Origin of the sequence: Oligella urethralis DSM 7531, from assembly GCF_000372065.1 — a bacterium.
Taxonomy (GTDB): Bacteria; Pseudomonadota; Gammaproteobacteria; order Burkholderiales; family Burkholderiaceae_B; genus Oligella; species Oligella urethralis.
The window spans coordinates 1-25529 of sequence record NZ_AQVB01000018.1; the positions used below are offsets into that span (position 1 = coordinate 1).

A 25529-nucleotide genomic window follows, 5' to 3' on the forward strand; every position below is an offset into this window, starting at 1 on the left:
CATGTGTCGGCTGAGAACCGCCAGACGCAAGCCCGGTTCGAGTGCGTGGAATGCGGTTTCGAGGAAAACGCCGATCTCGTCGGCGCGATCAATGTTCTAAGGGCGGGACACGCCCGGTTCGCCTGTGAAGTGAGCGGTGCAGCCATGCCGCCAGCAGCAGGAACCCACCGAAGCGATTCAGGTGCGGCTTAATGCCGCACCTGAGCGCCGTAGGAATCTCCGGCCTTCAGGCCGGGGAGGATGTCAATCATCGTGCATCAGCAAGTGGCATGCTTCAGCGTGAAATTGACAGAACGATGCTAATCGTTAGCTTAGGCTTGATGCGCATGCGTTATGCTGTCGTAGCAATTAAACGCAGCATAGACTAGTGCCGCAAAGCGGATCATCAAGCTGACTGCTACCGCTGCCGGAGCTATCGCCGAGCATGGCTGAGTTATCACTTGGCTTGATTGATCTGTCCTCCGTTGCCACTTGTCCGCCACCAGGAGCTTGATAATCGGGCCGCTCAGGATAGCTACCGTGCGCACCGCCACTGCTGTTTGGCGCGCTAGCAGCTGTTGCGCCAGACGCCTTTTGGCTAGAGGATAATGGACACCAAATACCGTTACAGTTGCTGATTGGCTGCAAGCTATCCGTTGTGGAGCTAATTAAGCGCTCATTTGCAGCCAGCTGATGCTGCCAAATCACTTTAGCATCTGGACTATTAGGCCATAGTACGGGGTGTGACTGCATGCCGATATGAGCGCTTAGCGCCATTGCCAAATAACCAGCATCTTGATAGCTTTGCTGAAGTGCTGAATCACTACGCTGGAGTAACTTCATCAGGGTAGCGACACCTGGCACAAGGGGCTTATAGGGATAGATGAGATCCACGCTGAGAATATTGGCTTCAAAAATACTTTCTTGGGAGTTAAGACCGCGTGGTTTGGCTTGATGTTGCTCGGCTTGGTAATTATTATTAATGGCGGCAAAACCAGTACTGCGGGCAATCGCCAAGTCGGCCTGACTGAAATCCTTAAAATGTGCTGTGGTGGGTGAGGTAATGGTGATGCGCCAGGGCGAGGTGCCGCTGTTGCGACTTACTTCAGCTAAGTAATCATCGCGACGCGCTTCAATACTGGCGTGTCGACCTGCTGGTGCAAATAAGGGCTTTAAACCCTCTTCAAAGCTAGCTATGATACGTTCCGGTTTGGCATGCGATACCGCAGCAACCCGTTGTGCTTCAAGTAGCGCAAGCCGTACATGCTGCTTATGCATATACCAGCGAGTTGTTTCAGTGGCACCTAATCCCAGTAGCAGGATGGGTACGGCCGTGACTAAAAACTCAATCACGGCAGCACCTTGCTGAGAGCGGAGCGTGGAGGAGGCTAAGGCATATTTTTTCATAAAAAAAGTATGCCTTAATCGATGTGCAGCAACAATACACAAGACTACGTATTATGTGCTTCGCACGATGTGCCATCGCGCTTTTATGGCTAATTGAACAAAAGCGGCGAGGACAGGCGTTGCTCTATAGGGCCTCACTCAAAGCCTAGCGGCCCTAGTTGCCGTGCGGTGCTGGAGCAATTCTGCGAGCACCGCCTAGAAGGGATAAAATGCCTTGATGACTTAATGCGTGGTAGGACTGCTGTGTGCCGCTAATTTATCTTTATCAATAAAGAGCTGAGCGCATTCAATGGCATCAAAGTGATAGGGCTTGCCACAGTAATCGCAGTTCACGTCAACTGCGCCGCGCTCTTCTAAAATCGACTCGACCTCAGTAATCCCTAGCATATGAAGCATATCGGCTACCTTTTGTCGGCTGCAACTACAGTACCATTGGATGGGCTGGTCAGCATCCGTTTTGATCAGTTGATCTTCCCAGAATAAGCGATGCACTAATTCATCCTCGTCAAGCATTAATTGCTCTTGGCTGCTGACGGTCTGCATAAAATGACCTGCTTTTTCCCAGTTTTCCGCCGCCTTTTCTTTATCAATACTGATGCCACCACTACTAGCTAAGCGCTGTAATAGGATGCCGCTAGCTTTGTTATCATCGGCAGCAAGGCGTATATAGGTTTCTAATTGCTCGGAGCTACGCATGTAGTTTTCCAAGACTTCGGCAACGCTATTACCCTGTAAATCGACAATGCCTTGATAAGCTTGTTGACCCTCTTGGCGGTCTTTAAGATCTAAAATTACCACAAAACGACCACTACGATTAGGGTTCAGTAATTCTTGAAAAGTGGCATTTTCTTTAATGGCATATTCTTGACGCAACTTGACCGTCGCTCGTAAGCGCAAATCGGAGCCGCATTCAACCACAATCAGTGCAATCGGACCATCGCCCTGCAGTTGCAATACCAGGCTACCCTCAAACTTAATATTTGAAGCCAATAAAACTGCAGCGGCACAAAGCTCACCTAAGAGCTTTTCAATCACCTTAGGGTGTTGTTGATGCTGACGAGCATCTTGCCAAGTCTGTTGAAGATTGGCGGTTTGAATACGCAAACTGCGATCGGCAAATAGATACTTTTTTAATAAATCACTCATAGAATAGGGCTAATGCTGTATAGCGAAAAACAGATAGATACAATACGCTTATAAAAGGGCTAAAAGCACTATATGTGGCTATCGTGCTTTTTTTCAAGGGCAAGGGAATGGCTGGGACTGTGTGTTAGAGGCTGCACTAATCAATGCGTTTCAACTTTTCACGATAGTTATTGCCTTGCTCTACATAATGACGCGTACCTTCGTGACTACGCGCCAGATCCTCTGCAGTGACCTCGCGCACAATCTTGGCTACGCCAACGACAACCGAATTATCCGGGATGATTTTACCCTCAGGAATCAAGGCACCGGCACCGATAATACAGTTTTTGCCGATAACCGCATGATTTAAAATCGTCGCACTCATGCCAATGAGACTACCGTCACCGATGGTACAGCCATGCAGCATCACCTTATGACCTACGGTGACGTTTTTGCCAATATAGAGTGGGGTGCCGCGATCAATATGCAGCACTGACCCTTCTTGCACATTGGAGTTCTCATCAATAATGATGCTGTCATTATCAGCCCGGATCACTACCCCTGGCCAAATGCTGACATTCGCTTTGAGCGTCACTTGACCGATTAAAATCGCTCCCTCAAACACAAAGGCACTGGGATCAATGCTTGGTCTAAGATCGCCTAATTCATAGATGGCCATTTGCTCTCCTCAGTGAAATAGAATGGCTACACTCTAAAAATATAGCCGTCTTCGTCTTGGTAAGCGGCAATGCCGGTGCTATACCAGCCGTCTACTGTCTCAATTTCGTGAATTTGCGCTTGTTGCCAATAATGCGTGGCAAGACCGGGATCATCGTGGCCATGATAATCAATCGCAGCGACCGCTAATACTCCCTTGGTCCCGACGGCAACCGGCATCCCCTCATCATCAATGATACTGAAGCGACGACCGGGGTAGATATGGCCCATGCTGTTTTCACGATCAGGCCATTTTTCGGCACTGTCGCCTGCCAGATAAACAAAAGCCACATCCGAGTAGATACCATTTAGCGTGGCATTAAAACGCCGCTTAACCCACGCATTTAAGCTTGTGGTTTTTTCATGATCGGGAATGGCAATGCAGCGAATGGCTAAATCAAAGGCAGGCAAGGTCTCATCATAATCACGAATGCGCTCTAATTCCTCCGCTGTGGTGAGGATATTAGTCACTTGATAATGCTCTAGTAGGGTAAAGAGACGGGGTATGGTGCGACCGCTAGGGCAACCCACAATCGAATGGCCGAAGTATAAGGCGGGCAATAAGGCATTGATTAGGCCGAGGCCGCTATTCCAATCATAGGAGGACCAGAAAATATCATTTTCCTGAGGGAACCAGTTTTGTGAAGCAACAAAGCCGGGCAGCGCACCGATTAAGGCGCGATGACTTAAGATGGTGGCTTTGAGATTTGGATCAAAGGGAATCTCATGTTTGATCTTACGATCCAAAGGCTCCGGACTGGGTTCGGGTTGGGGATAGACCATCATGGCTGGGCTATCGGCAAGTGTATTAATCCGATTGAATTGGCTCGGCTGACGTGCCAATAAGGTCTCAAGCGAAATCAGACGATCGTCCTCGGTGTCGACGCCGATAATTTGCTTAACCAGGGTGTGATTATCCAAGGACGCCATAAAGGGTGCCAAGGTATGCTTATCGATAATGGCTACTTTAGCCTGACTATCGATGACACGAGGGGCGTATTGATAGCTACTCAAGCCAGCAGTTAGTGGTACCGCAATCGCTCCGACAGTGAAGGCAGCAAGCACCGCTACCGCACTATCAGCAGAATGCTGTAAGCTGATAATAATACGGTCTTGGGGCTGCACACCCATGCGCACTAAGCCATTGGCTAATTTATTGACACGCTCGGAAAGTTGACGATAGGAATACATCGTCAATTGACCCACTTGGTCTTCAAAGTAAATGGCAGCTTGATGACGCACTTCTTGGGGGTTAATAGCCCAACGGTGGCAACAGTAATCGGCAATATTGAATTGCTCAGGCACCAACCATCGGTACGACTGGTATAGGTCTTGATATTGATCAGTCATGGTATAAGAAGTGAAGTAAATGCGATAAAAAGCCTACGAAATACACAGATTTTTGCAATATTACTTCTAATTTTAACATTTTTAGAATTTTTAGCTAGTAGCTATTTTTTATTATTTATCAGCTCAGTGCCGACCAATACGTCGTGCAACATTTGACGATCCCGGCGAAAGAGGGTCGGCACTAAGTTTAAAAAGGGGCAGAAAATAATAAACATGCTAATCGAATTCCAACCCACCGCCAGCGCGATCTGTTGCACTATAAAGGCCCCGCTTAAGGGTAACACCCACATGAGGACATAACGAGCAATGGCTTGAAGCCAAGTAAGGCGTGGCTGTCGTTTATTATGCAGTACAATCCCCCAAGCCTTCATTGCCACCGTTTGCCCACGTTTGAACCAAGAAAGTAAAAAGTATGCGCCGAGTAATAGAAAGAGGGCTAATTGTCGTTGCCACATTAAGCGTTCTGCTTCATGGCTTTGAGTCAGTGTATCGAAAATATAGGCGCCCACAAAAATTAAACCAAAGAGCAACATGCCTTCATACATCATGCTGGCAAAGAGCTTTAAACGTCGAGGATAACGATCGGTTGTTGCGGTCGTAACAGTTACATCAGCGTGTGGACTTAGCTTGTTTTCAGTCATAGGGCTATGCTTAATTTATTGATCGCGAAAACTCTCGCGCACCATCTCAAACACAAACATGCGAGTTTCTAAATTACCATTGTAGAGCGGGATACGGCGTTGCGCTTTGAGGCGTAACTTCTTAGGCAGCTCCAAATCACTGCTAATAATATTGACTCGCCAGCCGTCAAACTGTTGCTTTAAGCGGCCAGAAAAAGGCAGCCAAATATCATCTTGACCACTTTCTAGACGCTCCCCATAGGGTGGGTTGGTGATAATTACGCCGCTTGGGCAAGGGGCCTCAATGGTTAATGCATTAGCGACTTGCAACTTAATGGTATTAGGGTTGAGATTCGCTCTTTCCATATTGGCACGTACTGCTTCAATCGCCTCAGGGGAAATGTCCGAGCCATACAATGGTGTATCCAGGCTCGGTTTAATCTGGCTAAAGGCCGCATCTCGTAATTCATGCCACAGCGGTCGGTTGTGATTGCGTAGGCGCATAAACTGAAACGGACGATGCAAACCAGGCGGTACGTTTTGTGCCCACCAAGCGGCCTCAATTAAGATGGTGCCACTACCGCAAAAGGGGTCTAGCAGTGCTTGTCCAGGTTCCCAACCAGAGAGTGCTAACATGCCGGCAGCGAGGTTTTCGCGTAGTGGTGCCGAGCCCTTATCGAGGCGCCAACCGCGCTTGAAGAGCGATTCACCGGAGGTGTCTAAATAGAGGGTGGCTTGATTGCGATAGAGAAATAGATGCACCTTGGCATCTGGTCTGACGGTATCAATGGAGGGGCGAGCGCCTTCTTTTTCACGAATGCGATCGACAATACCATCTTTTGCTTTTAGGTTGCAAAAGTGTAGGCTTTGCATCGGGCTCCGTATGGCTGAGGTATCCACTCTTAAGGTGTGTTCAGGGCCAAAGAAGTGCTCCCAAGGCGTGCGCAGTGCCAAGGCATAAATATCCTCTTCATGCTGGACTTCTGCTTGCGCTACTTGCAATAAAATGCGGGTGGCTAAACGACTGTATAAATTAGCCTTCATCATACCCAACCAATCGCATTGGAAATAAACGCCAGAGCGGCCCGCGCTAATCTCCTTAAAGCCTAAATGCTGTAGTTCCTTGCTTAATGCTTCTTCTAAACCCTGAGGGCAAGTCGCAAAGGCAGTGGCTACAAGCTCTGGTGACTCGGCTTGATAGTTAATGCCTTGTGGGGCTGGACGACCCGGTCTCGGGTCTAGGCGCGGCGTAGTGGGACGGCTCTCACTAAGCATACGACGCTGGTTACTGACGCCTCGGGCTTCACGGCGGCGCAGCGCTCCTTCATCATCGCTCTTACGTTGCGGGTTCCATGCGCTGGTGGGCACATCGGCTGGCTGACGCTGGGGGCGATGCGCTTCTTTGGCGGCTGCTTGTTTGGCTAGGCGTTGCTCCGTCATGCCATGTTTTGAAAGACGGTAGGCAAGATTTTTATCCGTTTTTAATTTTTCCGGACTGACCCCAGTGCGTGCGAGGGTGCGTGCAGAAATCTTGCCTTGACCCTGTTCGTACGCCGCCTGTTCTAAACGACGAGCGCGTGGTCCGGTACGCTGACGAGCCGCTTTACGAGCTGCGGTGGTACCCTTTTTAGCATCGGGGTTAAGTGATAGGGTGCTTCTTTTGGAAGAATCATGTGTTGACATAGGCTAATTTACCCGCCACTAAAAAGGTTTGAAAATAACTAAGTACACAATCGCCAGCATTAAAATCACAGGAATCTCATTGAACCAGCGATAAAAGCGATGCGTTTGTTGATTGCTTTGCGTCGCAAAGCGTTGATAAATCACATAGCAATAGTAATGGTAAACAAAAACAAAAAACACCAACAGTAATTTGAAATGCAACCAGCCATGCTTCATGCCGATAACACTAATGAGCAACACACCGAATATCAGATTGACCACAGCAATGATGCTCATAAAGCGTAACAGACGTTTTGCCATGCCCAAAAGCAGGGTGTAGCCCTCGGAGCCGGGTGTTTGGGTAGCCAAGTTGACATAGATGCGTGGCAGATAAAATAAGCCAGCAAACCATGAAGCAAAGAAAACGATGTGTAACACCTTATACCAGAGATAAGCCATGAGTCTTTCCTTAATAATTGAACATGAATTTGAGCTTAGCCACGCTGTTGACCATTGCCATTTAATACCCACTTGTAGGTAGTCAGCCCCTCTAGCCCGACGGGGCCACGTGCATGTAAGCGATTGGTGGAAATGCCGATTTCAGCGCCTAAACCGTATTCGAAACCATCCGCAAATACCGTCGGTAAATTGACGTAAACCGAGCTGGAATCAACGGCTAACTGGAAATGTTCGGCACGCTGCAGATTGTCAGTAATAATTGACTCGGTATGACCGGAACCGTATTGGCTGATATGCTCAATGGCTTCATCAATCGATTGAACGATGCGAATCGCAATAATTGGACCGAGGAACTCCGTGGCCCAATCTTCTTCAGTAGCATCCTTGATGGCTGCTTGCTCATTCGATTGCAAGCCCGCAGCTACCAAGATTGCTTTACTTTGTGGACAAACTCGCATCTCATCCCCATGCGCTTGAAACTTTCGAGCTAGTTCGGGCAAAATCGCTGCCGCAATACTTTCATCAATTAATAATGTTTCTAAGGCGCCACAGATACCATAGCGATGTGTTTTAGCATGAAAAGCCAAATCAATCGCCATCTGATGATTAGCATACTGATCCAAATACATATGGCAATTACCGTCCAGGTGCATAATCATCGGCACCTTGGCTTCTGCAGCCAAGCGCGCTAAGAGGGATTTACCGCCGCGTGGAATAATCACATCGACGTATTCGCTGAGACGAATTAATTCACCCACGGCAGCCCTATCGGTAGTCGCTACTACTTGCACCGCATACTCCGGCAGATCATTAGCTTTAAGGCTTTGAGCAATTAACTTAGCAAAGGCCTGATTAGAGTAAAAGGCTTCACTGCCGCCTCGTAAAATACAAGCATTACCAGACTTTAGACAGAGTGCCGCCGCATCAACCGTGACATTAGGGCGCGATTCATAAATAATGCCGATGACGCCGATGGGCACACGCATTTGCGCTACCCGCATGCCGTTTGGACGTACCGTGGTGGCTGACAGTGAGCCTACTGGATTAGGCATAGCGGCGATTTGACGCAAACCCGTTTGCATAATATCAAGGTATTTTTCAGTTAGGGTTAAGCGATCTAATAAAGCAGCCTCGAGTTGATTGGCTTTGGCTTTGGCCACGTCCTTAGCATTTTCAGCTAATAAAAAGGCCTTATTATCATTAATCAAATCGGCTAAGCTTAGCAATGCCGCTGATTTTTTTTGATCACTGAGACGCATCAGACTGCGTGATGCTTCACGCGCTTGTTTACCTAATTGGCGCAAATAGTCCTGTATGGACAAGTCGGAGGAGTGAGTAGACTGAGTGTTCATAAGGCGATTAAGTAGTTGAAATTTAAAATATAATGATAAAAATGGCTATACCGCTTGAGGATTAACGATTTTTAGAGCAAGCCGCAGCAGCTCTTGCCAGGGATCGTTTAAGCGCCCCTCCACCGGGATACCCTTTAAAATGCGATCCACATCATGTGCATGTTGAATCAAGCCCATCAGCTGCATTAAGCTTAAACGTTCTAGTGCCTGTAAAATCAAGTTTGATTTGGGTGGGCGTAGATAGAGTGAGCGTAGTTGGCTTGACGGGTTTAAGCCCTTGGAACGAGCCACGGCTAAGTGATATAGATGACGAATATCTGTCATCATAAAACCGAGGATCAAAGGCAGGGCTTCACCTTCGGCCGCCAAACCCTCAATAATCCGTCGGGTGCGAGTGGCATCCCCCTGCAGCATGGCACTACTGAGTGACATCACATCAAAACGTGCCACATCTTGAATCGATTGTTGAATCGCTTCAAAGCTAATGTCACCCTCGGGATACATCAGACCGAGTTTGATGATTTCCTGATGAGCGGCAAAGAGATTGCCCTCCACACGATCCACAATCCACGCTAGCGTTTCTCTGTCTACGCTTTGCTGTTGGCGTTTTAAACGCTCGCTAATCCAAGCCGGGAGTTGCTCTCGTTGAATAATCGGTAATTCATAAACCTCAGCTGCGGCGGAAAGGCTTTGCCACCATTTTGCTTTTGTCGTCTGAAAATCTAATTTCGGTAAGCTGATAATGACCACCGTATCCACCAAGCGTCCTTGCCTGACTTCCTCGGCTAAACGTATTAAGGCCTGAGCGCCTTTGGTGCCGGGCTTACCGGTGGGGATGACGAGCTCCAGAATTTTACGTTGCGCAAATAGTGACAGGCTTTGGGTAAACTCCTCAATCACACCCCAATCGTCGGTGGCGCTAAGGCTAAGCGAACTACGTTCGCTGTAATCATGCTGTTGCGCCCAATGCCGGAGTGTATCGACGCTTTCAATTCTTAACAGCAGCTCATCACCGGCCACACAATAGAGCGGTGCCGGCGCTGCTTGCAGATTGATGGTAGCAGGATTAAACTTGGCCATTAATGCGTGTGTAATGCTTGATAACGCTGAATTACCTCATCTGAGGTAATTCGTTGCAAAATAGAATTAGCGATATTACGCTCCATATCGGCATAAAGTTGTTGCATCTCAGCCGCTTTGGCGTCGGCATTATCCTCATCATAGGGTAATAAACGTAGACTGGAGAGGGTGGTTGGCTCTAATAAGCTATTCCCAGCACTATCAACTAGGGTAAAGCTGATGTAGAGGCCTAATTCGTATTCCTCTACCTTACCGTCTACCGTCAGTGATACCTCTTTGCGAGTACGGCGATTATTAAGTTGTAATAATCGTACTTCGGACTCTTCGGCCGTGTCGACAATTCGGGTATGCGGTGAGTTGGCACGGATACCACGAATAATCTGGCTGCCAAAAGAGCTCTGGCTATTGATGTTGGTATATAAACTAGTAAAGGGCAGGGGCGTAGCGCCACGCAGCTTAAAGCCGCATGCTGCCAGACTCACCACCAACATCAGGAGTACTAAAAAAGCAGCCGCTTGCTTAACGGTGGGTGCTAAAGCTTGAGCTCTAGCAGCGCTCAATCGCTGATAACTCATGCTTATCCTACCACGTTCACTAATCGTCCCGGCACCACAATGACCCGCTTAATCGGACGCCCCTCAAGGAAGCGCTCAACCGCCTCATGTTCACGTGCTGTTTGTTCAATCAGCGCTTGATCGGCGTCATTAGGCACCATCATGGAACCGCGTAATTTACCATTAATCTGTAGCACTAACTCGATTTCATCAGCCACTAGTGCCGCTTCATCCACGACTGGCCATGGTGCATCCAGTAAATCACCATAAGTCTCGGCAAAACCCAGGGCGCGCCAGAGATGCCAAGTAATATGTGGCACCACCGGATAGAGCATACGTAAAAGAATTGATACCGATTCACGAATTGCGTGCTGCGCCAACTCACCTGCTGGCAATTGCGCCGCTTCTAATGCATTTAACAACTTCATATTCGCCGAGACGACAGTATTGTACTGAATTCGGCTATAGTCATAATCCGCTTGCTTTAAGAGTGAGTAAGTCTCAAGACGTAAGTCTTTGATGGCTTGCGCCAGCTCCTCTTGAGCCGCCCAGTCGATGTTATCTTGAGCCTGTCGAATCTCATCTTGGTGCTTGTAGCAATAATTCCAAAGGCGACGTAAAAAGCGGTTGGAGCCGTCCACGCCACTTCCAGACCACTCAAGTGTTTGCTCCGGTGGGCTCGCAAACATCACAAATAAACGTGCTGTGTCTGCCCCCATGGTATCAATTAAGTGTTGTGGATCAATACCATTGTTTTTGGATTTGGACATGGTGCCGATACCGTCGTAGCTGATCTCGGAGCCATCACTTTTTAATTTGGCACCAATGATATTACCCTTGGCATCTAAGATATTGTCCACCTCGGAAGGGGCAAAATACTCAATGCCACCAAGTGCATTGCGGCGTGAATATATATGGTTGAGTACCATTCCTTGGCACAACAATTTAACAAATGGTTCGTCATACGCTAAGAGACCCATGTCGCGCATCACTTTGGTCCAGAAGCGTGCATAAAGCAGGTGCATCACCGCATGCTCAATCCCGCCGATATACTGATCCATCGGCATCCAGTAATTATTGCGCTCATCTACCATGGCTTCGTGATTGGCAGCGGAGGCATAGCGCATAAAGTACCACGAAGAGTCCACAAAGGTGTCCATGGTGTCAGTTTCACGCTTGGCATCTGCGCCACAACAAGGGCACGTTACCTGCAGGAACTCCTCACATTTATTTAAGGGGTTACCACTACCATCGGGAATAAGATGCTCCGGTAATACCACTGGTAGATCCTTTTCAGGCACTGGTACTGGACCGCAACTAGGGCAGTGAATAATAGGAATAGGGGTGCCCCAATAACGTTGGCGGGAAATACCCCAATCACGAATGCGCCAAGTGACTTTTTTCTCACCCAATTGCTTGGCTACCATCAAGTCGGCGATTTTATCGACTGCTTCACTAATGCTGAGACCGTTGTATTCGCCGGAATTGATCAGCTTGGCCCCTTCTTTGTCCGCATACCAGTCCTGCCATTGTGTCGTCGAATAGGCGCGGCCCTCAATATCAATGACTTGCACAATCGGTAGTTGGTACTTCAGTGCAAAGGCAAAGTCACGCTCATCGTGCCCCGGTACGGCCATAACAGCGCCGTCACCATAGCTCATTAAGACATAGTTACCAACCCAGACCTCAATGTTGTCGCCGGTAATAGGGTGAGTGACATAGAGACCGGTAGGCACACCTTCTTTTTCTTTGGTCGCTAAATCTGCTTCGCTGGTGCCACCTTTAATTGCTTCTTTAATAAACGCGGCAACCTTGTCATCACGTCGCGCCGCTTCAACCGCCAATGGGTGCTCTGGTGCCACGGCGCAGAAAGTCACCCCCATAATGGTATCAATACGCGTCGTAAAGACGTACAGACGGCCGTCTTGAATCAACTGATTAGCGCCATCACGAATGTCATGAGTAAAGGCAAAACGCACGCCCTCACTGCGACCAATCCAGTTTTCCTGCATCAAACGGACCCGCTCAGGCCAGCCGTCTAAGTGGTTTTTGGTGTAATCCAGTAGCTCCTCGGCGTAATCAGTGATTTTTAAGTAATAGCCGGGAATCTCACGCTTTTCAACTAAGGCTCCAGAGCGCCAACCGCGACCATCAACCACCTGCTCATTCGCTAAGACGGTTTGATCGACAGGATCCCAGTTAACCACTTGGGTTTTACGGTAGGCAATGCCTTTTTCCAACATTTTAAGAAAAAGCCATTGGTTCCAGCGATAGTATTCTGGATCGCAAGCACACATTTCACGAGACCAGTCAATGGCTAAGCCCATGGACTGCATCTGCTTTTTCATATAGGCAATATTATCGTAAGTCCATTTTGCAGGCGGTACCTTGGATTTGATGGCGGCATTTTCCGCAGGCATACCAAAAGCGTCCCAGCCCATCGGCATCAAGACGTTATAGCCGCGCATTCTGAGTTGGCGTGCCATGACGTCATTGATGGTGTAGTTCCTAACATGACCCATGTGGAGCTTACCACTAGGATAGGGCAACATGGAGCAAGCATAGAATTTAGGTTTTTCTTCGCCGGCGGCGTTTTTGGTGCCCTCTACCACACGGTAGACATCGTGTTCTTGCCAAATGGTCTGTGCTTCTTTTTCAACAGCAGAAGCATGGTAATGTTCTTGCATAGATAGACTTCTAGAGAGAATAGTGATCAAAGTTAGCGTTTCTTAGCTGAAAAAAGCAGTTATAATTGAGGCTGCTTTTCCTGCTAGCGCTGATTGCATGCTTAATCAGCCTAAGTAAATACTTCATTATACCCTTGATTGGCTTTTTTACGGTTCTTTATCCGGGGTGTGAATAATCAATAATACTGGCTATGACTCTTCAACGTTCCGCACATTTTTATCGCTTTACCCTTTGTGCTCTGATGGCTTTGGCGCTGACTGCTTGCAAGACCAAGCCCATGTATACCGAGGGTGATGTGCATTTTGAGCTTACTTGCGTTGAGGCTGATGCGACGGTGTGCGAGCAGGGTTTACGTGAGGCCTGTGCCAAGTATGAGGGGGAGGTGGTCGCTGTTGAGGTGCGGCGTGAACGCTATGTTAGCGAAGCCTTGAAAGCTGCGCTACGCAGCCAGGGGATACAGGCTCAATCGGTGCATTTGATTTGTCGTCCACCGGTACAAGAGCAGGAGGACATTGCGCGCCAGGGTAGCACGCACCCTGATAATTCAGCCGCCGCCCAGCGTGATAATCTGAGCGGTCCACTGAATCTGGATCCGAATGCTAAGAATGAGCCTGAGGAGGCGCCCTAACAAGCACCTGCTGAATGGGTCTTAGCGTAAGCCAAAGCAGATCGTACTTTGGCAGTATGTTTCATACCTGTCTTCTATATAGGCGACAATTTTCTCCGGCTCATCTTCAATAATAAATAAATCTAAATCAGGTGCAGAGATGTAGCCATTAGCCAGTAGTTGCTGTTTAATCCAATCCACAAGGCCGCGCCAGAACTCACTGCCTACAAAAACGATGGGCGCACGATGCGCTTTGCCTGTTTGTATTAGGGTTAAGGTCTCAAATACCTCATCCATGGTACCAAAGCCACCCGGCATCATAATATAGGCTGCGCTATTCATAAAGAAGGTGGTTTTGCGGGAAACAAAGTATTTAAAATAAAGACTTTCGGACTGGTAAACGTTATCATGCTGCTCATGCGGCAGTTTGATATTGAGACCGATGCTGTGGCCACCCGCTTCAAAACAGCCCTTATTGGCCGCTTCCATCACCCCCGGGCCACCACCAGAAATGATGCTGAAGCCCGCTTGAGCGAGCAATTTACTGATCTCAATGGTTTTGTTATAGTACAAAGAGTCTTTTGCTGTGCGTGCACTGCCGAAAATACTCACGGCCTTATTGATATGCAGTAGGTGTTGTGCTGCGGTCGCCAGCTCCTGAGAAATTTCAGCTACCTGACCATTGACCGTATCAGCTTTTGAAGCTTCGACTTGCTTCATTTCCGTGCGACTGACTTGTTTAGCGTTTTCAGCCTTATCTTCTACTGTAAGATCGGAGTCTACAGTTAAATTTTCTTTATTGATGGACATGAAAAAAACCTTATTACTTGTTGATGGCTCAAGCTATTTATATCGCGCATTTTTTGCGATGCCGAACCTACGGAATGCCCTGGGTGAGCCCACCGGGGCAATCTACGGCGTCATGAATATGATGCGCAAGATAAATCAAGATTATAACCCTGATTATATGGCTTGCGTCTTCGATGCTAAGGGTAAAACCTTTAGAGACGATATCTATAAAGAGTATAAAGGTAATCGGCCACCCATGCCCGATGATTTACGTTCTCAGATAAAACCGATTCACGACGCCATCCGTGCCATGGGTTGGACGGTGATTGCGCTCGAGGGGGTTGAGGCCGACGATGTGATTGCTACCCTCGCCAAAAAAGCCACGGATAACGGCATTGAATCGATTATCTCCACCAGTGATAAGGACATGGCGCAACTAGTGAATGAGCACGTCACCTTAATTGATACCATGAGTAATCAGGTGATGGATATTGAGGGAGTCAAGGCGCGTTATGGTGTCAAGCCGGAGCAGATCATTGACTATTTAATGTTGATGGGGGACACCTCAGATAATATCCCTGGGGTACCTAAGGTAGGTCCTAAAACCGCTGTTAAATGGCTTGAGGAATACGGTACCTTGGATAGTATCATCGCACATGCCGATAACATCAAGGGGGTGGTAGGCCAAAATTTGCGTGAGTTTATTCCCACCTTTGAAATGACGCGCCGCTTGGTCACGATTAAAGATGATTGCGATTTACCGGAGGCCATTGATACGCCGGACGATCTCCGTCCCTTGGCGCAGGACAAAGCCACTTTAATTGATATTTTTCAAAAATACGGTTTCCGCACCTGGTTACGTGAATTAACTGGTGATCCAGAAGCGATTCCGGCGCAGGATGCGAGGGTTGAGGCTGATGTGGTGCCTGCAGCACCAGCAGTGATTGACTATCAAACCGTCACCACTGAAGCACAACTAAAGGATTTGCTTGCTGTGCTTCAGCAGGCTGAGATAGTGGCTTTGGACACGGAAACCGATGGTCTTTACTCAATGGCTGCCCGCTTGGTTGGCTTATCCATGTCAGTTAAGCCGGGTCAGGCCTGGTATATTCCGGTCGGGCATCAAAGCTCGGTGTTGGACGAGCAACAGCAGCAACTGAGTAAAGCACGGGTGTTAGAGCAGCTGCGCCCTTGGCTAGAAAGTGAGCAAGCTAAAAAGGTGTTGCAAAATGCCAAATTTGACACCCATGTGTTAGCAAATGAGGGTGTACGATTAGGCGGTATTCAGCATGACACCATGCTGATGGGCTATGTGCTGGATTCCTCGAAGCGAGTCGGCATGGAGGAGCTGATGCAGCGTTACTTAGGGCGCAGTGGCATCAGCTATGAGCAGATTTGTGGCAAGGGCGCCTCAGCCATTAGCTTTGATCAGGTAGCGATCGAAAAGGCCGCCGAATACGCCTGTGAAGATGCAGATGTAACCTTACAGTTAATGCAGGTGATGCTGCCCTTAATTGAGGCGGAGCCAGGTTTTAAGCGTATTTATGAGCTGGAAATGCAGGTTTCCCCGGTGTTGACCACGATTGAGCGTAATGGGGTTAGGGTTGATGAAAAATCCTTAAATGAACAAAGCCGTGCCTTTGCTGAGCGTCTTGATGAATTGGAACAAGAAGCGCATGCGATGGTGGGGGAAGCCTTTAATCTGAATTCACCACGGCAACTGGGCGAGATTTTCTTCGAGAAAATGGCTTTGCCAGTCATTAAAAAAACACCCAAGGGTGCTCCCTCAACCGATGAGGAAACGCTTAACCGCTTAGCCGAGGACTATCCTCTCCCTAAACTTATTCTTGAATATCGTAGCCTTGCTAAATTGAAGTCTACTTATACTGATAAGCTACCCGCCATGATTTGGCCGGCGACCGGACGGGTACATACGAGTTATTCCCAAGCTTCCGTGGTAACGGGACGTCTCTCCTCATCGGATCCAAATCTACAAAATATTCCGGTACGTAGCGAGGAAGGGCGTCGTATTCGCAGGGCTTTTATTGCAGAACCGGGCAAGGTGATAATGGCGGCGGATTATTCACAAATCGAATTGCGCGTGATGGCACATATTTCTGGCGACGAGGGCTTACGCAAAGCCTTTGCGGAGGGTCAAGATATTCACCGCAGTACGGCAGCGGAGATTTTCTCGCTAGCTAGTATCGATGAGGTGACTGCCGATCAGCGTCGCTCAGCTAAAGCAATTAACTTTGGGTTGATATATGGTATGGGCGTATTTGGTTTGGCTAAAACGTTGGATATTAGTCGAGATGCAGCGAAGCTTTATATTGATCGTTATTTTGCGCGCTATCCAGGCGTTGCTGATTATATGGAGCGCATTAAACAAGAAGCGTTGGAGCAGGGTTATGTAGAAACCGTTTTTGGTCGACGTCTCTGGTTTAAAGAAATTCAGGGCGCCAAGGGACCCCGTCGAGCCAATGCTGAGCGTCAAGCCATTAATGCGCCAATGCAGGGCACGGCGGCCGATTTAATTAAAATGGCAATGGTTGCCGTACAAAAATTTATTGATGAGAAAAAGCTTAAGAGCTTAATGATCATGCAGGTGCATGATGAACTTGTCTTGGAAGTACCCGAAGCTGAAAAAGACTTAATGCGTCAAGCCTTGCCCGAATTAATGAGTGGTGTGGCTGAACTCAGCGTACCTTTGATCGCTGAAGTGGCGGTGGGTGAAAATTGGCGTGATGCCGAGTAAATGGCAGGCAGTTGATGGTATTGCTGTGAGATTAAATTAGGGTTCAGTAAGCGCCGTTGCGGCTTTTAGTAGATTAAAAAGCACCGTCTTAATCTGATTTGAGACGGTGCTTGCACTGATTAGTTACTTAAGGCTTGGATACGCACTGCTAATGGCGGGTGCGTGGCAAATAAATTTGCCATTTTGGCATGATTGGAAATGCCTAAGGCCTGAATGTTTTTGGGTAATTCACCTTCTTGCATTTGCTGCAAGCGCTGTAAGGCCTTGATCATGGAACGTGGTGTGCCCATCAATTGAGCTGCCCCCGCATCTGCTCTGAATTCACGTTGACGTGAGAACCAGGCCACGATAATTGAGGCCAATAGACCAAACACAAGCTCTAAAACAATCACGGTAATAAAATAACCGGGGCCTGTGCCTTCACGGTCATTCTTAAAGACTGCACGGTCGATAAAGAAGCCCACCACTCGCGCTAAGAAGATGACGAAGGTATTTACCACCCCTTGAATCAGGGTCATGGTCACCATATCGCCATTTGCCACGTGCGCAATCTCATGGCCTAGTACAGCGGCGACCTCTTCCTCATCCATGCTTTGTAATAAACCAGTGGACACGGCAACCAGGGCATCGTTTTTAAAAGCACCGGTGGCAAAAGCATTGGGTGCGCCCTCATAAATCGCCACTTCTGGCATACCGATACCAGCACGTTGGGCGAATTGTGCTACGGTTTCCACCAACCAGGCCTCTTGGCGATTCGCTGGCTGTTGTGGATTGATGACCCGTGCCCGCGTGCTCATTTTAGCCATGGGCTTACTCAGCAGTAGAGAAATAATCGAGCCAGTAAAACCGACAATCAAGGCAAATATGAGTAGGGCAGTGTAATCAATCCCCTGCTCAGACATCCAACGGTTTAAACCGAAGAGGCTAGTCGTAATTGACAGCACTAAAATAATTGCCAAGTTTGTTGCAAGAAATAAAACGATTCGCATCATAGGATTTTCACTTTTAATAGGTAGGAAAAGGGATAAAATTAATAGTAAATTTTAGGTGCATACGCTTCACAATGGCAAGCACCAAATGTTATCTAAATGTCAGCTTTTAGCTATTGCTAAGGATTTTCTATGCATTCCTTTTGGATGTTATTAGCATCGTTGATGTTTGCTTGTATGGGGGCGGCGGTTAAGTTTCTCGGTGGTTTGCAGGTGCCCTTAGCGCTGACAATTGTGGCCCGCGGTCTGCCCTCCGTGATCTTGATATTTGTATGGGCAGTGGTTACCAAGCATTCGCTAAAGCCGCTTAGCTATAGATTACACTTTTTGCGTAATCTATTTGGCGTGACGGCCTTAAGCTTGGTGTTTTACTGCTATACGGTGCTACCACTAGCAACAGCGACCACCTTAAACTACTCTTCTTCTATATTTATAGGCTTATGGGTCTTTATCAAGGGGGTTGAGGGAAAAAGGGATTGGTTTCGCTTGTTTACCTGTCTGCTGGGCTTTGCCGGTGTGCTTTTGGTATTGAGACCGAGTTTTTCTGAGGACCAGTTAATTGCGATTGTGATGGGTTTGGGCTCAGCGGTATGTGCAGCGGTGGCAATGATGCAACTGCGTTCATTAGGGCAATTGGGTGAATCGACTTGGTTGACCGTCTTTTATTTTGCGGTGGTGGTGACAACCGTTGGTTTAGTCTCGCTTGATCGTAATGATCTGCAAGGGCTCTCAGCACAGGCATGGGCCGCTTTGCTGGTGGTGGGCTTAAGCGGCTTGGTGGGGCAGCTTTGTATTACTAAGGCTTATGGTTCAGGTTCACCGATTTTATCAGCGGTGCTGCAGTATATGACCATTGTTTTTGCTGTCTTTTTAGGGGTGCTGTTTTGGGAGGATGTGCCGGACCTGTGGGTTTGGCTCGGTATTTTAGGTGTGATTGGCGCCGGTGCTTTGTCAGCATGGGCTACCATGCTTAACGTTCGTAAAGCGAGTGCCTCGCAAGCATTGAGAGAGTAATTCTTAAGGAGACGCATTGTTTTAGCGTGTTTTGGAATAATCTTGTCTATACTAAAGCAATAATGATAAGAGCAATCCATTTTTAAAGGAGACCACCATGAACCCCTTGATTTCAGCCGCTGATTTAAAGACCTTGTTAGACAGCAAAAGTGATGCCAGCAAAGTGCATCTGATTGATGTACGCCACAGTTTACAGGATCCTCAGTGGGGGCGTCGTGCCTATGTAGAAGGGCATTTACCGGGCGCCGTGTTTTTTGATGTGGATAGGGATTTATCCGCAAGTCCTAATGGCACCAATGGTCGTCATCCCTTACCCGAGCGCGCCGAGTTTGCGGCCTTATTAGCAAGTCGTGGTATGCAATCCAGTGATCACTATGTTGTTTATGATGGCAGTAATGGTATTTTTGCTGCGCGTCTGTGGTGGATGTTGCGTTGGGTTGGTTGTGCTCATGTGCAGGTGTTAAATGGCGATATGGCTGCTTGGCAGGCGGTCGGCGGGCAGTTGGAGCAGGGCGCAGTGGCGTATGCGGCGGCCGTTGAATGGCAAGACGCACCGCGTTTGGTCGGTGGTCGGGTCAATGCGGATGAGGTGGAGGTTAATATTCGCCTCAAGGACTTTTTAGTGGTAGATGCGCGTGCAGCAGCACGCTTTAGCGGCGAAGATGGGCAGATGGATGCCGTGGCAGGGCATATCCCCGGTGCAGTGAATCGGCCTTTTAGCGAGAATTTGGAGGCAAACGGTCAGTTTAAGTCAGCTGAGGTGTTGCGCCAGGAGTTTAGTCAGTTATTGGGTGTCCGTCCGCCCAGTGAGGTAGTGGCTCAATGTGGCTCTGGTATCAGTGCTTGTCATAATTTACTGGCAATGGAGGTAGCGGGTCTCAAGGGGGCTAAGCTATATCCTGGTTCTTGGAGTGAGTGGATTAGCGATCCGAAGCGGCCGGTAGCAACCGGTCATTAGCATAGCAGTCACTAGCATAACTAAGCCCATGCGGATAAATTGCATGGGCTTAGCAGTGACTTATTTTATCTGCATCATGCCTTTATACCACTGATGGAAGTGGAGCATACCATCTTCCATCGGTGATTGATAGGGACCTGATTCCTGCACCCCGCGCTCCATCAGCGCTAGACGACCGGCATCCATGCGCTCAGCGATCTCATCATCTTCAATGGCGGTTTCCATATAAGCGGCTTTTTGTGCTTCAATAAAATCGCGTTCGAAGGCACGGATTTCTTCAGGATAGTAAAACTCCACCAGATTAAGCGTTTTTTGTGGACTCACCGGGTAGAGTGTTGACAGTACTAAAACGTGTGGATATAACTCAATCATTTGCGTGGGGAAGTAGGTGACCCAAATCGCACCGAAATCGGGGGCGGTGCCACCACGGAACGCTAATAACTCATCATGCCAACGCTGGTAGGCGGCCGAACCTGGATTAGCTAGGGCTTGGTGTACCCCGACTCGTTGCGAACTGAAAAACTCACCATAGTCCCAACGCAAGTCGGAACAGGTGACAAACTGACCTAAACCTGGATGAAAGGGCTCCACATGGTAATCTTCTAGATACACCTCAATGAAGGTTTTCCAGTTGTAGTTACATTCGTGGACTTCCATATGGTCGAATTGATAGTCGGAGAAGTCAAACTCCTCTAGGCTAAGTAGTGCCGCCATATCGGCGCCGGGGTCACGCGGTCCCTCATAAAGCATGCCATTGACATTTTTAAATTCAAAGCGACTTAAGTTTTTACAGCTGGGTTGCTCATTAAAGTGTGGTGCGCCCAGTAACTGGCCCGATTTGTCGTAGGTCCAGCGGTGTAGTGGACAGACAATATTGCCGCCAGTTGCTTTCAAATTACCGCGATTGTTGGTGGGATCCGTGACATTACCCGCCTGACCACCTAGCATAATGGCTTGTCGATGACGACAGACATTCGATAATAACTCTAGACGGTCGCCATTACGAAGTAGGATGCGTCCAGCATTATCTTGAGCTAAAGCGAACCAGTCACCATTTTCGGGCACATAGGATTCGTTAGCAATATAAATAGCACTATTTTTAAAGATAAGCTCTTGCTCTTTGGCAAACACCTCATCATCAAAATAGTAATTAACAGGAATATCGGCTTCGGCAATGAGCTGTTGAGAAGCTTGTCGGATTTTATCGTTCATCAGAACCCCCCGAATGATAAGAAGAAAATTAAGAAGACCGACTCACCAAGGGTCATGAGTCGATAAATTGCTGTGTTTGAAAAGCAAAAATAAGACCAAAAATTATAAGGTTTTTTAATCATCTAAGCCATTGTTCATTGCTAATTTTGAAAATTAGCGACAAAAAGCACGGATTTTCGTACAATGTTGGATTAGTGAAATTTTAGGAGGCTGAGGTGTCTGAGGACAAATCAGTTTTGCACGTTGAGCAGCAGGAATTGCCCGAGCAATTTGAAGTGGCGATGAAGGAATTACAGGCCATTGTTCAATCGATGGAGAATCAAGTTTTGTCGCTAGATGAGGCGCTCAAAGCCTATGAGCGCGGTATGTTACTAAGTCGTATTTGTCAGCAGAAGCTGGATGATGCGCAGCTGCAGGTTCAGGTATTGCAGGACAATTTGCTGAGACCTTTAGCACAAGCTGAGCAAGACGGTGAGGATGAGTAAATGAGTCAGGAGTTATCCTTTGACCATTGGTTAAGTGCGTATGTAGTACCGACGATGGAGTCCTCCTTGGAGCAGGCTTTGAAGGTAGCGGATGAGAGTCCTTATCTGGTCGGCTTGCACGAGGCGATGCGTTACGCTGCGCTCGCCGGCGGTAAGCGTATTCGTGCGGCTTTAGTGTTGGCGGCCGGTGAGGTAGCGCATCCTAGTGAGCAGGTTGAGCAGTCGAAAAAGGCCTTAATCGCAGCGGCTACAGCGGTAGAGTTAATTCATGCCTATTCGCTAGTGCATGATGATATGCCCTGTATGGATGATGATGAGTTACGCCGCGGTAAGCCCACCGTCCACGTTAAATACGGTGAGGCGAATGCCTTATTAGTGGGTGATGCGCTACAAAGTCTTGCTTTTGAAGTGATTGCTACCATGCCAGTGGCGCCAGCCCTAGTGATTAAGGCGATGCAGCAGTTAGCCATCGCTTCCGGTAGTCGTGGTATGGTGGGTGGTCAGTATATGGATCTGGCTTCCGTCGATCAGCAGATTGGCAAAGCCCGCCTTAAGTTAATGCATCAACTTAAGACTGGCGCCTTGATTCAAGCGAGTGTGCTCTTGGGTTCAATTACCGTAGCGACCAATTACGAGGATCATTCTGCGCTTAAAGGCTATGCCGAGAAGTTGGGTTTAGCGTATCAGGTGGTGGATGATATTTTAGATGCGACGGCTGACACCAGTGTATTGGGTAAGACAGCTGGCAAGGATGAGCAGGATAATAAGCCCACCTATGTCAGCATGCTAGGTTTGTCAGAGGCCAAGGACTATGCCGCAGCCCTACATCATGAAGCGTTGGAGGCGATCCGTCCATTGGGATCACGTGCTGAGCGATTAAGAGCTTTAGCGGATTTGATTATTCACCGTCAAAGCTAGGGATTGTTATGAATAAGTTCTTAAGCAAAATTGAGTCCCCGGATGATTTAAGAAGGCTTAATCGCTGTCAATTACCTGAGCTGGCGCAGGAGTTGCGTCAGTATATCTTAGAGTCGGTCGCGAATACCGGCGGTCATCTTTCATCCAATTTAGGCACGGTGGAGTTGACCATTGCCTTACACTATCTTTTTAACACGCCCGACGATCGTTTGATTTGGGATGTAGGTCATCAGGCTTATGCGCATAAGGTCTTAACCGGGCGTCGTGATGAATTGCCTTTTATTCGACAGCAACATCACATTTCTGGTTTTCCTAAGCGTTCTGAATCAGTGTATGATGCCTTTGGTACGGCACATTCCTCGACCTCAATTTCGGCGGCCCTGGGCATGGCAGTGGCAGCGCGTAATCAGGGTCTGACTAAGCGACAGCATATTGCCGTGATTGGTGATGGTGCAATGACCGCTGGCATGGTGTTTGAAGCCATGAATAATGCCGGTGATACGCGTGACATTAATTTGCTGGTGGTGCTAAATGATAACGATATGTCCATTTCGCCACCGGTGGGTGCGCTAAATAAGTATTTCAGTCGTTTGATTTCTAGTGGCTTGCCATTTTATAAAGAGGCAAGTGATATGAGCAAAGTGGTGCTTAAGCAGTTGCCTGAGCCGATGGCGGAGTTTGCTCGTCGCTTTAAGGGGCATGTCAAGGATCAGGCCAAAAGCTTCATGGGGGCCAATACCTTATTTGAGGAGTTTGGTTTTAATTATATCGGTCCGATTGATGGGCATGATCTAGGGGCTTTATTGCCAGTATTGGATAATGTCAGACGTTTAGGCGGCTTGCAGTTTGTGCATGTGATTACCAAAAAAGGGCAGGGTTACGGACTAGCAGAGCAGGATCCTGTGCTTTATCACGGTCCTGGTAAATTTAATCCCTCCGAGGGGATCAAGACCTCAACTGCCCCTAGTAAACAGACCTTTACCCAGGTCTTTGGTCAGTGGCTCTGTGATATGGCGGCGAGCGACCAGAGGCTCATCGGCATTACGCCAGCGATGCGGGAGGGCAGTGGTTTAGTCGAATTCGAAAAGCGTTTTCCCGAGCGTTATTTTGATGTGGGCATTGCTGAGCAGCACGCCGTCACTTTTGCCGCTGGTTTAGCCTGTGAGGGCTTAAAGCCAGTGGTGGCGATTTATTCTACCTTTTTACAAAGAGCCTATGATCAGTTAATTCATGATGTGGCTTTGCAAAATCTAGACGTCACCTTTGCCTTAGATCGTGCTGGTATCGTCGGTGCCGATGGTGCTACGCATGCGGGAAATTATGATATTGCTTACTTGCGTTGTATTCCTAATATGGTGATTGCGACGCCTTCAGATGAGGCAGAGTGTCGACTTTTATTAAGTAGCTGTTATCAATACGATGGGCCAGCCTCTGTGCGTTATCCGCGGGGAGCAGGGATTGGTGCGGAGACGACGAGTGAGTTGCAGTGCGTCGCACTTGCTAAGGCGGTGACGCGACGCCAAGGGTCAAGGATTGCGCTGCTCGCCTTTGGTCCGTTATTGCATGAGGCGCAGCAAGTTGCTGCCAAGCATGACCTTAGCTTGATTGATATGCGCTTTGTTAAGCCACTGGATGAGGAGTTACTGCTTGCCTTAGCTGACTCGCATCAAGCCTTTGTCACACTAGAAGAAGGGGCTTTGATGGGGGGTGCTGGTAGCGCGGTGATAGAACTCCTTAATCAGCATGATATAAATTTACCGGTCTTGCAATTAGGCTATCCGGACCTATTTATCGATCATGGTGAGCAAAACGCCTTGCGTGCGGACTTGCAGTTAGATGCCAAGGGCATTGAACAGTCGGTAGAACAGCGCTTTGCTGAGCTTTTAAAGCCTTAGTGTCAGCACATAGCTGCTTAGCTTTTATTTGTAGGAATTAAATGAAATTAACTGATTCAACAGCTGCTGTGATGCCCGATGTGCAGGGCAGCACGGATTTGCGACATATCCAGATTGATCGTGTGGGTGTGCGCAAAGTAAAGCATCCATTGACAATAAAAAATGGCCAAGGGGATGTTTTGGCTACGGTGGGTATGTGGGAAACAACGGTGTTATTGCCGGCCACGGAAAAGGGCACTCATATGTCGCGTTTTATGGGCTTGATTGATGAGTACCATGCTCAGGGCATGGACGCGACATTGTTTAAGCAAATGGCGACTGCAATGTTACCCCTCTTAAATGCCGAGGAGGGTGAAATTCGCGTGACTTTCCCTTACTTTATTACTAAAAAAGCACCAGTTAGTGGTGTGGCTAGCATGATGGATTATGAGGTCACGTGGACAGCTATCGCTACCACTGACGGGGTGCGCTTGATTACCGAGGTGGTGGTGCCAGTCATGAGCCTGTGTCCTTGCTCTAAAGCGATTTCCGACTATGGAGCGCATAATCAGCGTTCCCATGTGACGGTCCGCTTAGAAGCAGGTAGTGACTATGTATTAGATGACTTAATTCGCGCCATCGAAGAGCAGGGTTCGAGTCAGTTGTGGGCGTTACTAAAGCGTCCGGATGAAAAGTATGTGACGGAGTATTCCTACGATAATCCGAAATTCGTTGAGGATCTGATCCGCGATGTGGCCCTTCGTCTGCATCAATGGCCCGGCATGATCGCTTATCGTGTTGAGGTGGAAAATTTCGAATCCATTCATAATCATTCGGCCTATGCCATGCTTGAGGGCAGGGCTGAATCATGTCGCTAAGGCTGTTGGCGGTGCTTAAGCATCGCTCAGTCGCTGAAAAAATACACAAAAGCCACA

At 48.2% G+C, this 25529-nt stretch carries 22 protein-coding genes and 1 pseudogene; 9 read left to right on the plus strand and 14 right to left on the minus strand.

Going from position 1 to position 25529, the window contains the following annotated elements; genetic code table 11:
* Window positions 1-192 (plus strand): annotated as a pseudogene (locus tag A3GA_RS11570) (zinc ribbon domain-containing protein); the annotation flags it as partial.
* A gap of 156 nt (window positions 193-348) precedes the next feature.
* Here A3GA_RS11570 and A3GA_RS11865 read toward each other — a convergent pair.
* From A3GA_RS11865 to leuS, 11 genes are all read right to left on the minus strand, one after another.
* Window positions 349-1386 carry a TadE/TadG family type IV pilus assembly protein gene (locus A3GA_RS11865; RefSeq protein ID WP_018027154.1) on the minus strand — a complete coding sequence of 346 codons (1038 nt, stop codon included), beginning with the start codon at window positions 1384-1386 and terminating at the stop codon, window positions 349-351.
* Window positions 1387-1608: 222 nt separating this feature from the next.
* A complete protein-coding gene (gene hslO / locus A3GA_RS0109415; protein ID WP_018027155.1) occupies window positions 1609-2532 on the minus strand; it encodes an Hsp33 family molecular chaperone HslO in 924 nt (307 codons plus the stop codon).
* Window positions 2533-2668: 136 nt separating this feature from the next.
* Window positions 2669-3190 carry a gamma carbonic anhydrase family protein gene (locus A3GA_RS0109420; RefSeq protein ID WP_018027156.1) on the minus strand — a complete coding sequence of 174 codons (522 nt, stop codon included), beginning with the start codon at window positions 3188-3190 and terminating at the stop codon, window positions 2669-2671.
* A gap of 26 nt (window positions 3191-3216) precedes the next feature.
* A complete protein-coding gene (locus A3GA_RS0109425) occupies window positions 3217-4578 on the minus strand; it encodes an AMP-binding protein (protein WP_018027157.1) in 1362 nt (453 codons plus the stop codon).
* 101 nt (window positions 4579-4679) lie between these two features.
* Window positions 4680-5219: an RDD family protein gene (locus A3GA_RS0109430; RefSeq protein ID WP_018027158.1), complete on the minus strand. Its 540-nt coding sequence runs from the start codon at window positions 5217-5219 to the stop codon at window positions 4680-4682.
* 15 nt (window positions 5220-5234) lie between these two features.
* Entirely contained in the window at window positions 5235-6881 is a 1647-nt protein-coding gene (locus A3GA_RS0109435; protein ID WP_018027159.1) for a THUMP domain-containing class I SAM-dependent RNA methyltransferase, read from the minus strand.
* A gap of 18 nt (window positions 6882-6899) precedes the next feature.
* Window positions 6900-7319: a CopD family protein gene (locus tag A3GA_RS0109440; RefSeq protein ID WP_018027160.1), complete on the minus strand. Its 420-nt coding sequence runs from the start codon at window positions 7317-7319 to the stop codon at window positions 6900-6902.
* A gap of 35 nt (window positions 7320-7354) precedes the next feature.
* Window positions 7355-8671 carry a glutamate-5-semialdehyde dehydrogenase gene (locus A3GA_RS0109445; protein ID WP_040614246.1) on the minus strand — a complete coding sequence of 439 codons (1317 nt, stop codon included), beginning with the start codon at window positions 8669-8671 and terminating at the stop codon, window positions 7355-7357.
* Window positions 8672-8716: 45 nt separating this feature from the next.
* Window positions 8717-9751, minus strand: coding sequence for a DNA polymerase III subunit delta (holA, locus tag A3GA_RS0109450; RefSeq protein ID WP_018027162.1), 1035 nt, complete (start codon window positions 9749-9751; stop codon window positions 8717-8719).
* A complete protein-coding gene (locus A3GA_RS0109455) occupies window positions 9751-10326 on the minus strand; it encodes an LPS-assembly lipoprotein LptE (protein ID WP_018027163.1) in 576 nt (191 codons plus the stop codon). Before A3GA_RS0109455 ends, holA begins: the two co-directional genes overlap by 1 nt.
* A 2-nt stretch (window positions 10327-10328) precedes the next feature.
* Window positions 10329-12992: a leucine--tRNA ligase gene (leuS, locus tag A3GA_RS0109460; protein WP_018027164.1), complete on the minus strand. Its 2664-nt coding sequence runs from the start codon at window positions 12990-12992 to the stop codon at window positions 10329-10331.
* 191 nt (window positions 12993-13183) lie between these two features.
* On the opposite strand from leuS, the gene A3GA_RS0109465 reads away from it, so the two are divergent.
* Complete coding sequence (locus A3GA_RS0109465; RefSeq protein WP_147285939.1) at window positions 13184-13621, plus strand: hypothetical protein; 438 nt, start codon at window positions 13184-13186, stop codon at window positions 13619-13621.
* A 21-nt stretch (window positions 13622-13642) separates the two neighbouring features.
* On the opposite strand, the gene A3GA_RS0109470 is transcribed toward A3GA_RS0109465, so the two are convergent.
* Complete coding sequence (locus A3GA_RS0109470) at window positions 13643-14410, minus strand: LOG family protein (protein WP_018027166.1); 768 nt, start codon at window positions 14408-14410, stop codon at window positions 13643-13645.
* Between A3GA_RS0109470 and polA the strand changes: the two genes are divergently transcribed.
* Window positions 14409-17144 (plus strand): DNA polymerase I, encoded by a 2736-nt coding sequence (polA, locus tag A3GA_RS0109475; RefSeq protein WP_018027167.1) that lies wholly within the window; start codon window positions 14409-14411, stop codon window positions 17142-17144. The two genes, A3GA_RS0109470 and polA, sit on opposite strands and share 2 nt — an antisense overlap.
* 119 nt (window positions 17145-17263) lie before the next feature.
* On the opposite strand, the gene htpX is transcribed toward polA, so the two are convergent.
* Entirely contained in the window at window positions 17264-18136 is an 873-nt protein-coding gene (gene htpX / locus A3GA_RS0109480; RefSeq protein WP_018027168.1) for a protease HtpX, read from the minus strand.
* A 129-nt stretch (window positions 18137-18265) separates the two neighbouring features.
* Between htpX and A3GA_RS0109485 the strand changes: the two genes are divergently transcribed.
* A complete protein-coding gene (locus tag A3GA_RS0109485) occupies window positions 18266-19147 on the plus strand; it encodes a DMT family transporter (RefSeq protein WP_018027169.1) in 882 nt (293 codons plus the stop codon).
* A 97-nt stretch (window positions 19148-19244) separates the two neighbouring features.
* Window positions 19245-20105: a sulfurtransferase gene (locus A3GA_RS0109490; protein ID WP_018027170.1), complete on the plus strand. Its 861-nt coding sequence runs from the start codon at window positions 19245-19247 to the stop codon at window positions 20103-20105.
* Window positions 20106-20165: 60 nt separating this feature from the next.
* Here A3GA_RS0109490 and A3GA_RS0109495 read toward each other — a convergent pair whose 3' ends face one another.
* Window positions 20166-21317 (minus strand): aromatic ring-hydroxylating oxygenase subunit alpha, encoded by a 1152-nt coding sequence (locus A3GA_RS0109495; protein ID WP_018027171.1) that lies wholly within the window; start codon window positions 21315-21317, stop codon window positions 20166-20168.
* 215 nt (window positions 21318-21532) lie between these two features.
* Here A3GA_RS0109495 and A3GA_RS0109500 point away from each other — a divergent pair, with 215 nt between their 5' ends.
* Genes A3GA_RS0109500 through folE2 form a run of 4 tightly spaced genes read left to right on the plus strand, consistent with a single transcriptional unit; the run spans window position 21533 to window position 25472 of the window.
* Window positions 21533-21802 (plus strand): exodeoxyribonuclease VII small subunit, encoded by a 270-nt coding sequence (locus A3GA_RS0109500; RefSeq protein ID WP_018027172.1) that lies wholly within the window; start codon window positions 21533-21535, stop codon window positions 21800-21802.
* Window positions 21803-22720, plus strand: coding sequence for a polyprenyl synthetase family protein (locus A3GA_RS0109505; protein ID WP_018027173.1), 918 nt, complete (start codon window positions 21803-21805; stop codon window positions 22718-22720). It begins immediately after the preceding gene.
* An 8-nt stretch (window positions 22721-22728) separates the two neighbouring features.
* Window positions 22729-24615 carry a 1-deoxy-D-xylulose-5-phosphate synthase gene (gene dxs, locus A3GA_RS0109510; RefSeq protein WP_018027174.1) on the plus strand — a complete coding sequence of 629 codons (1887 nt, stop codon included), beginning with the start codon at window positions 22729-22731 and terminating at the stop codon, window positions 24613-24615.
* Window positions 24616-24656: 41 nt separating this feature from the next.
* Window positions 24657-25472, plus strand: a complete 816-nt coding sequence (folE2, locus tag A3GA_RS0109515) for a GTP cyclohydrolase FolE2 (RefSeq protein ID WP_018027175.1) — start codon at window positions 24657-24659, stop codon at window positions 25470-25472.
* The last annotated feature ends 57 nt before the right edge of the window (window positions 25473-25529 follow it).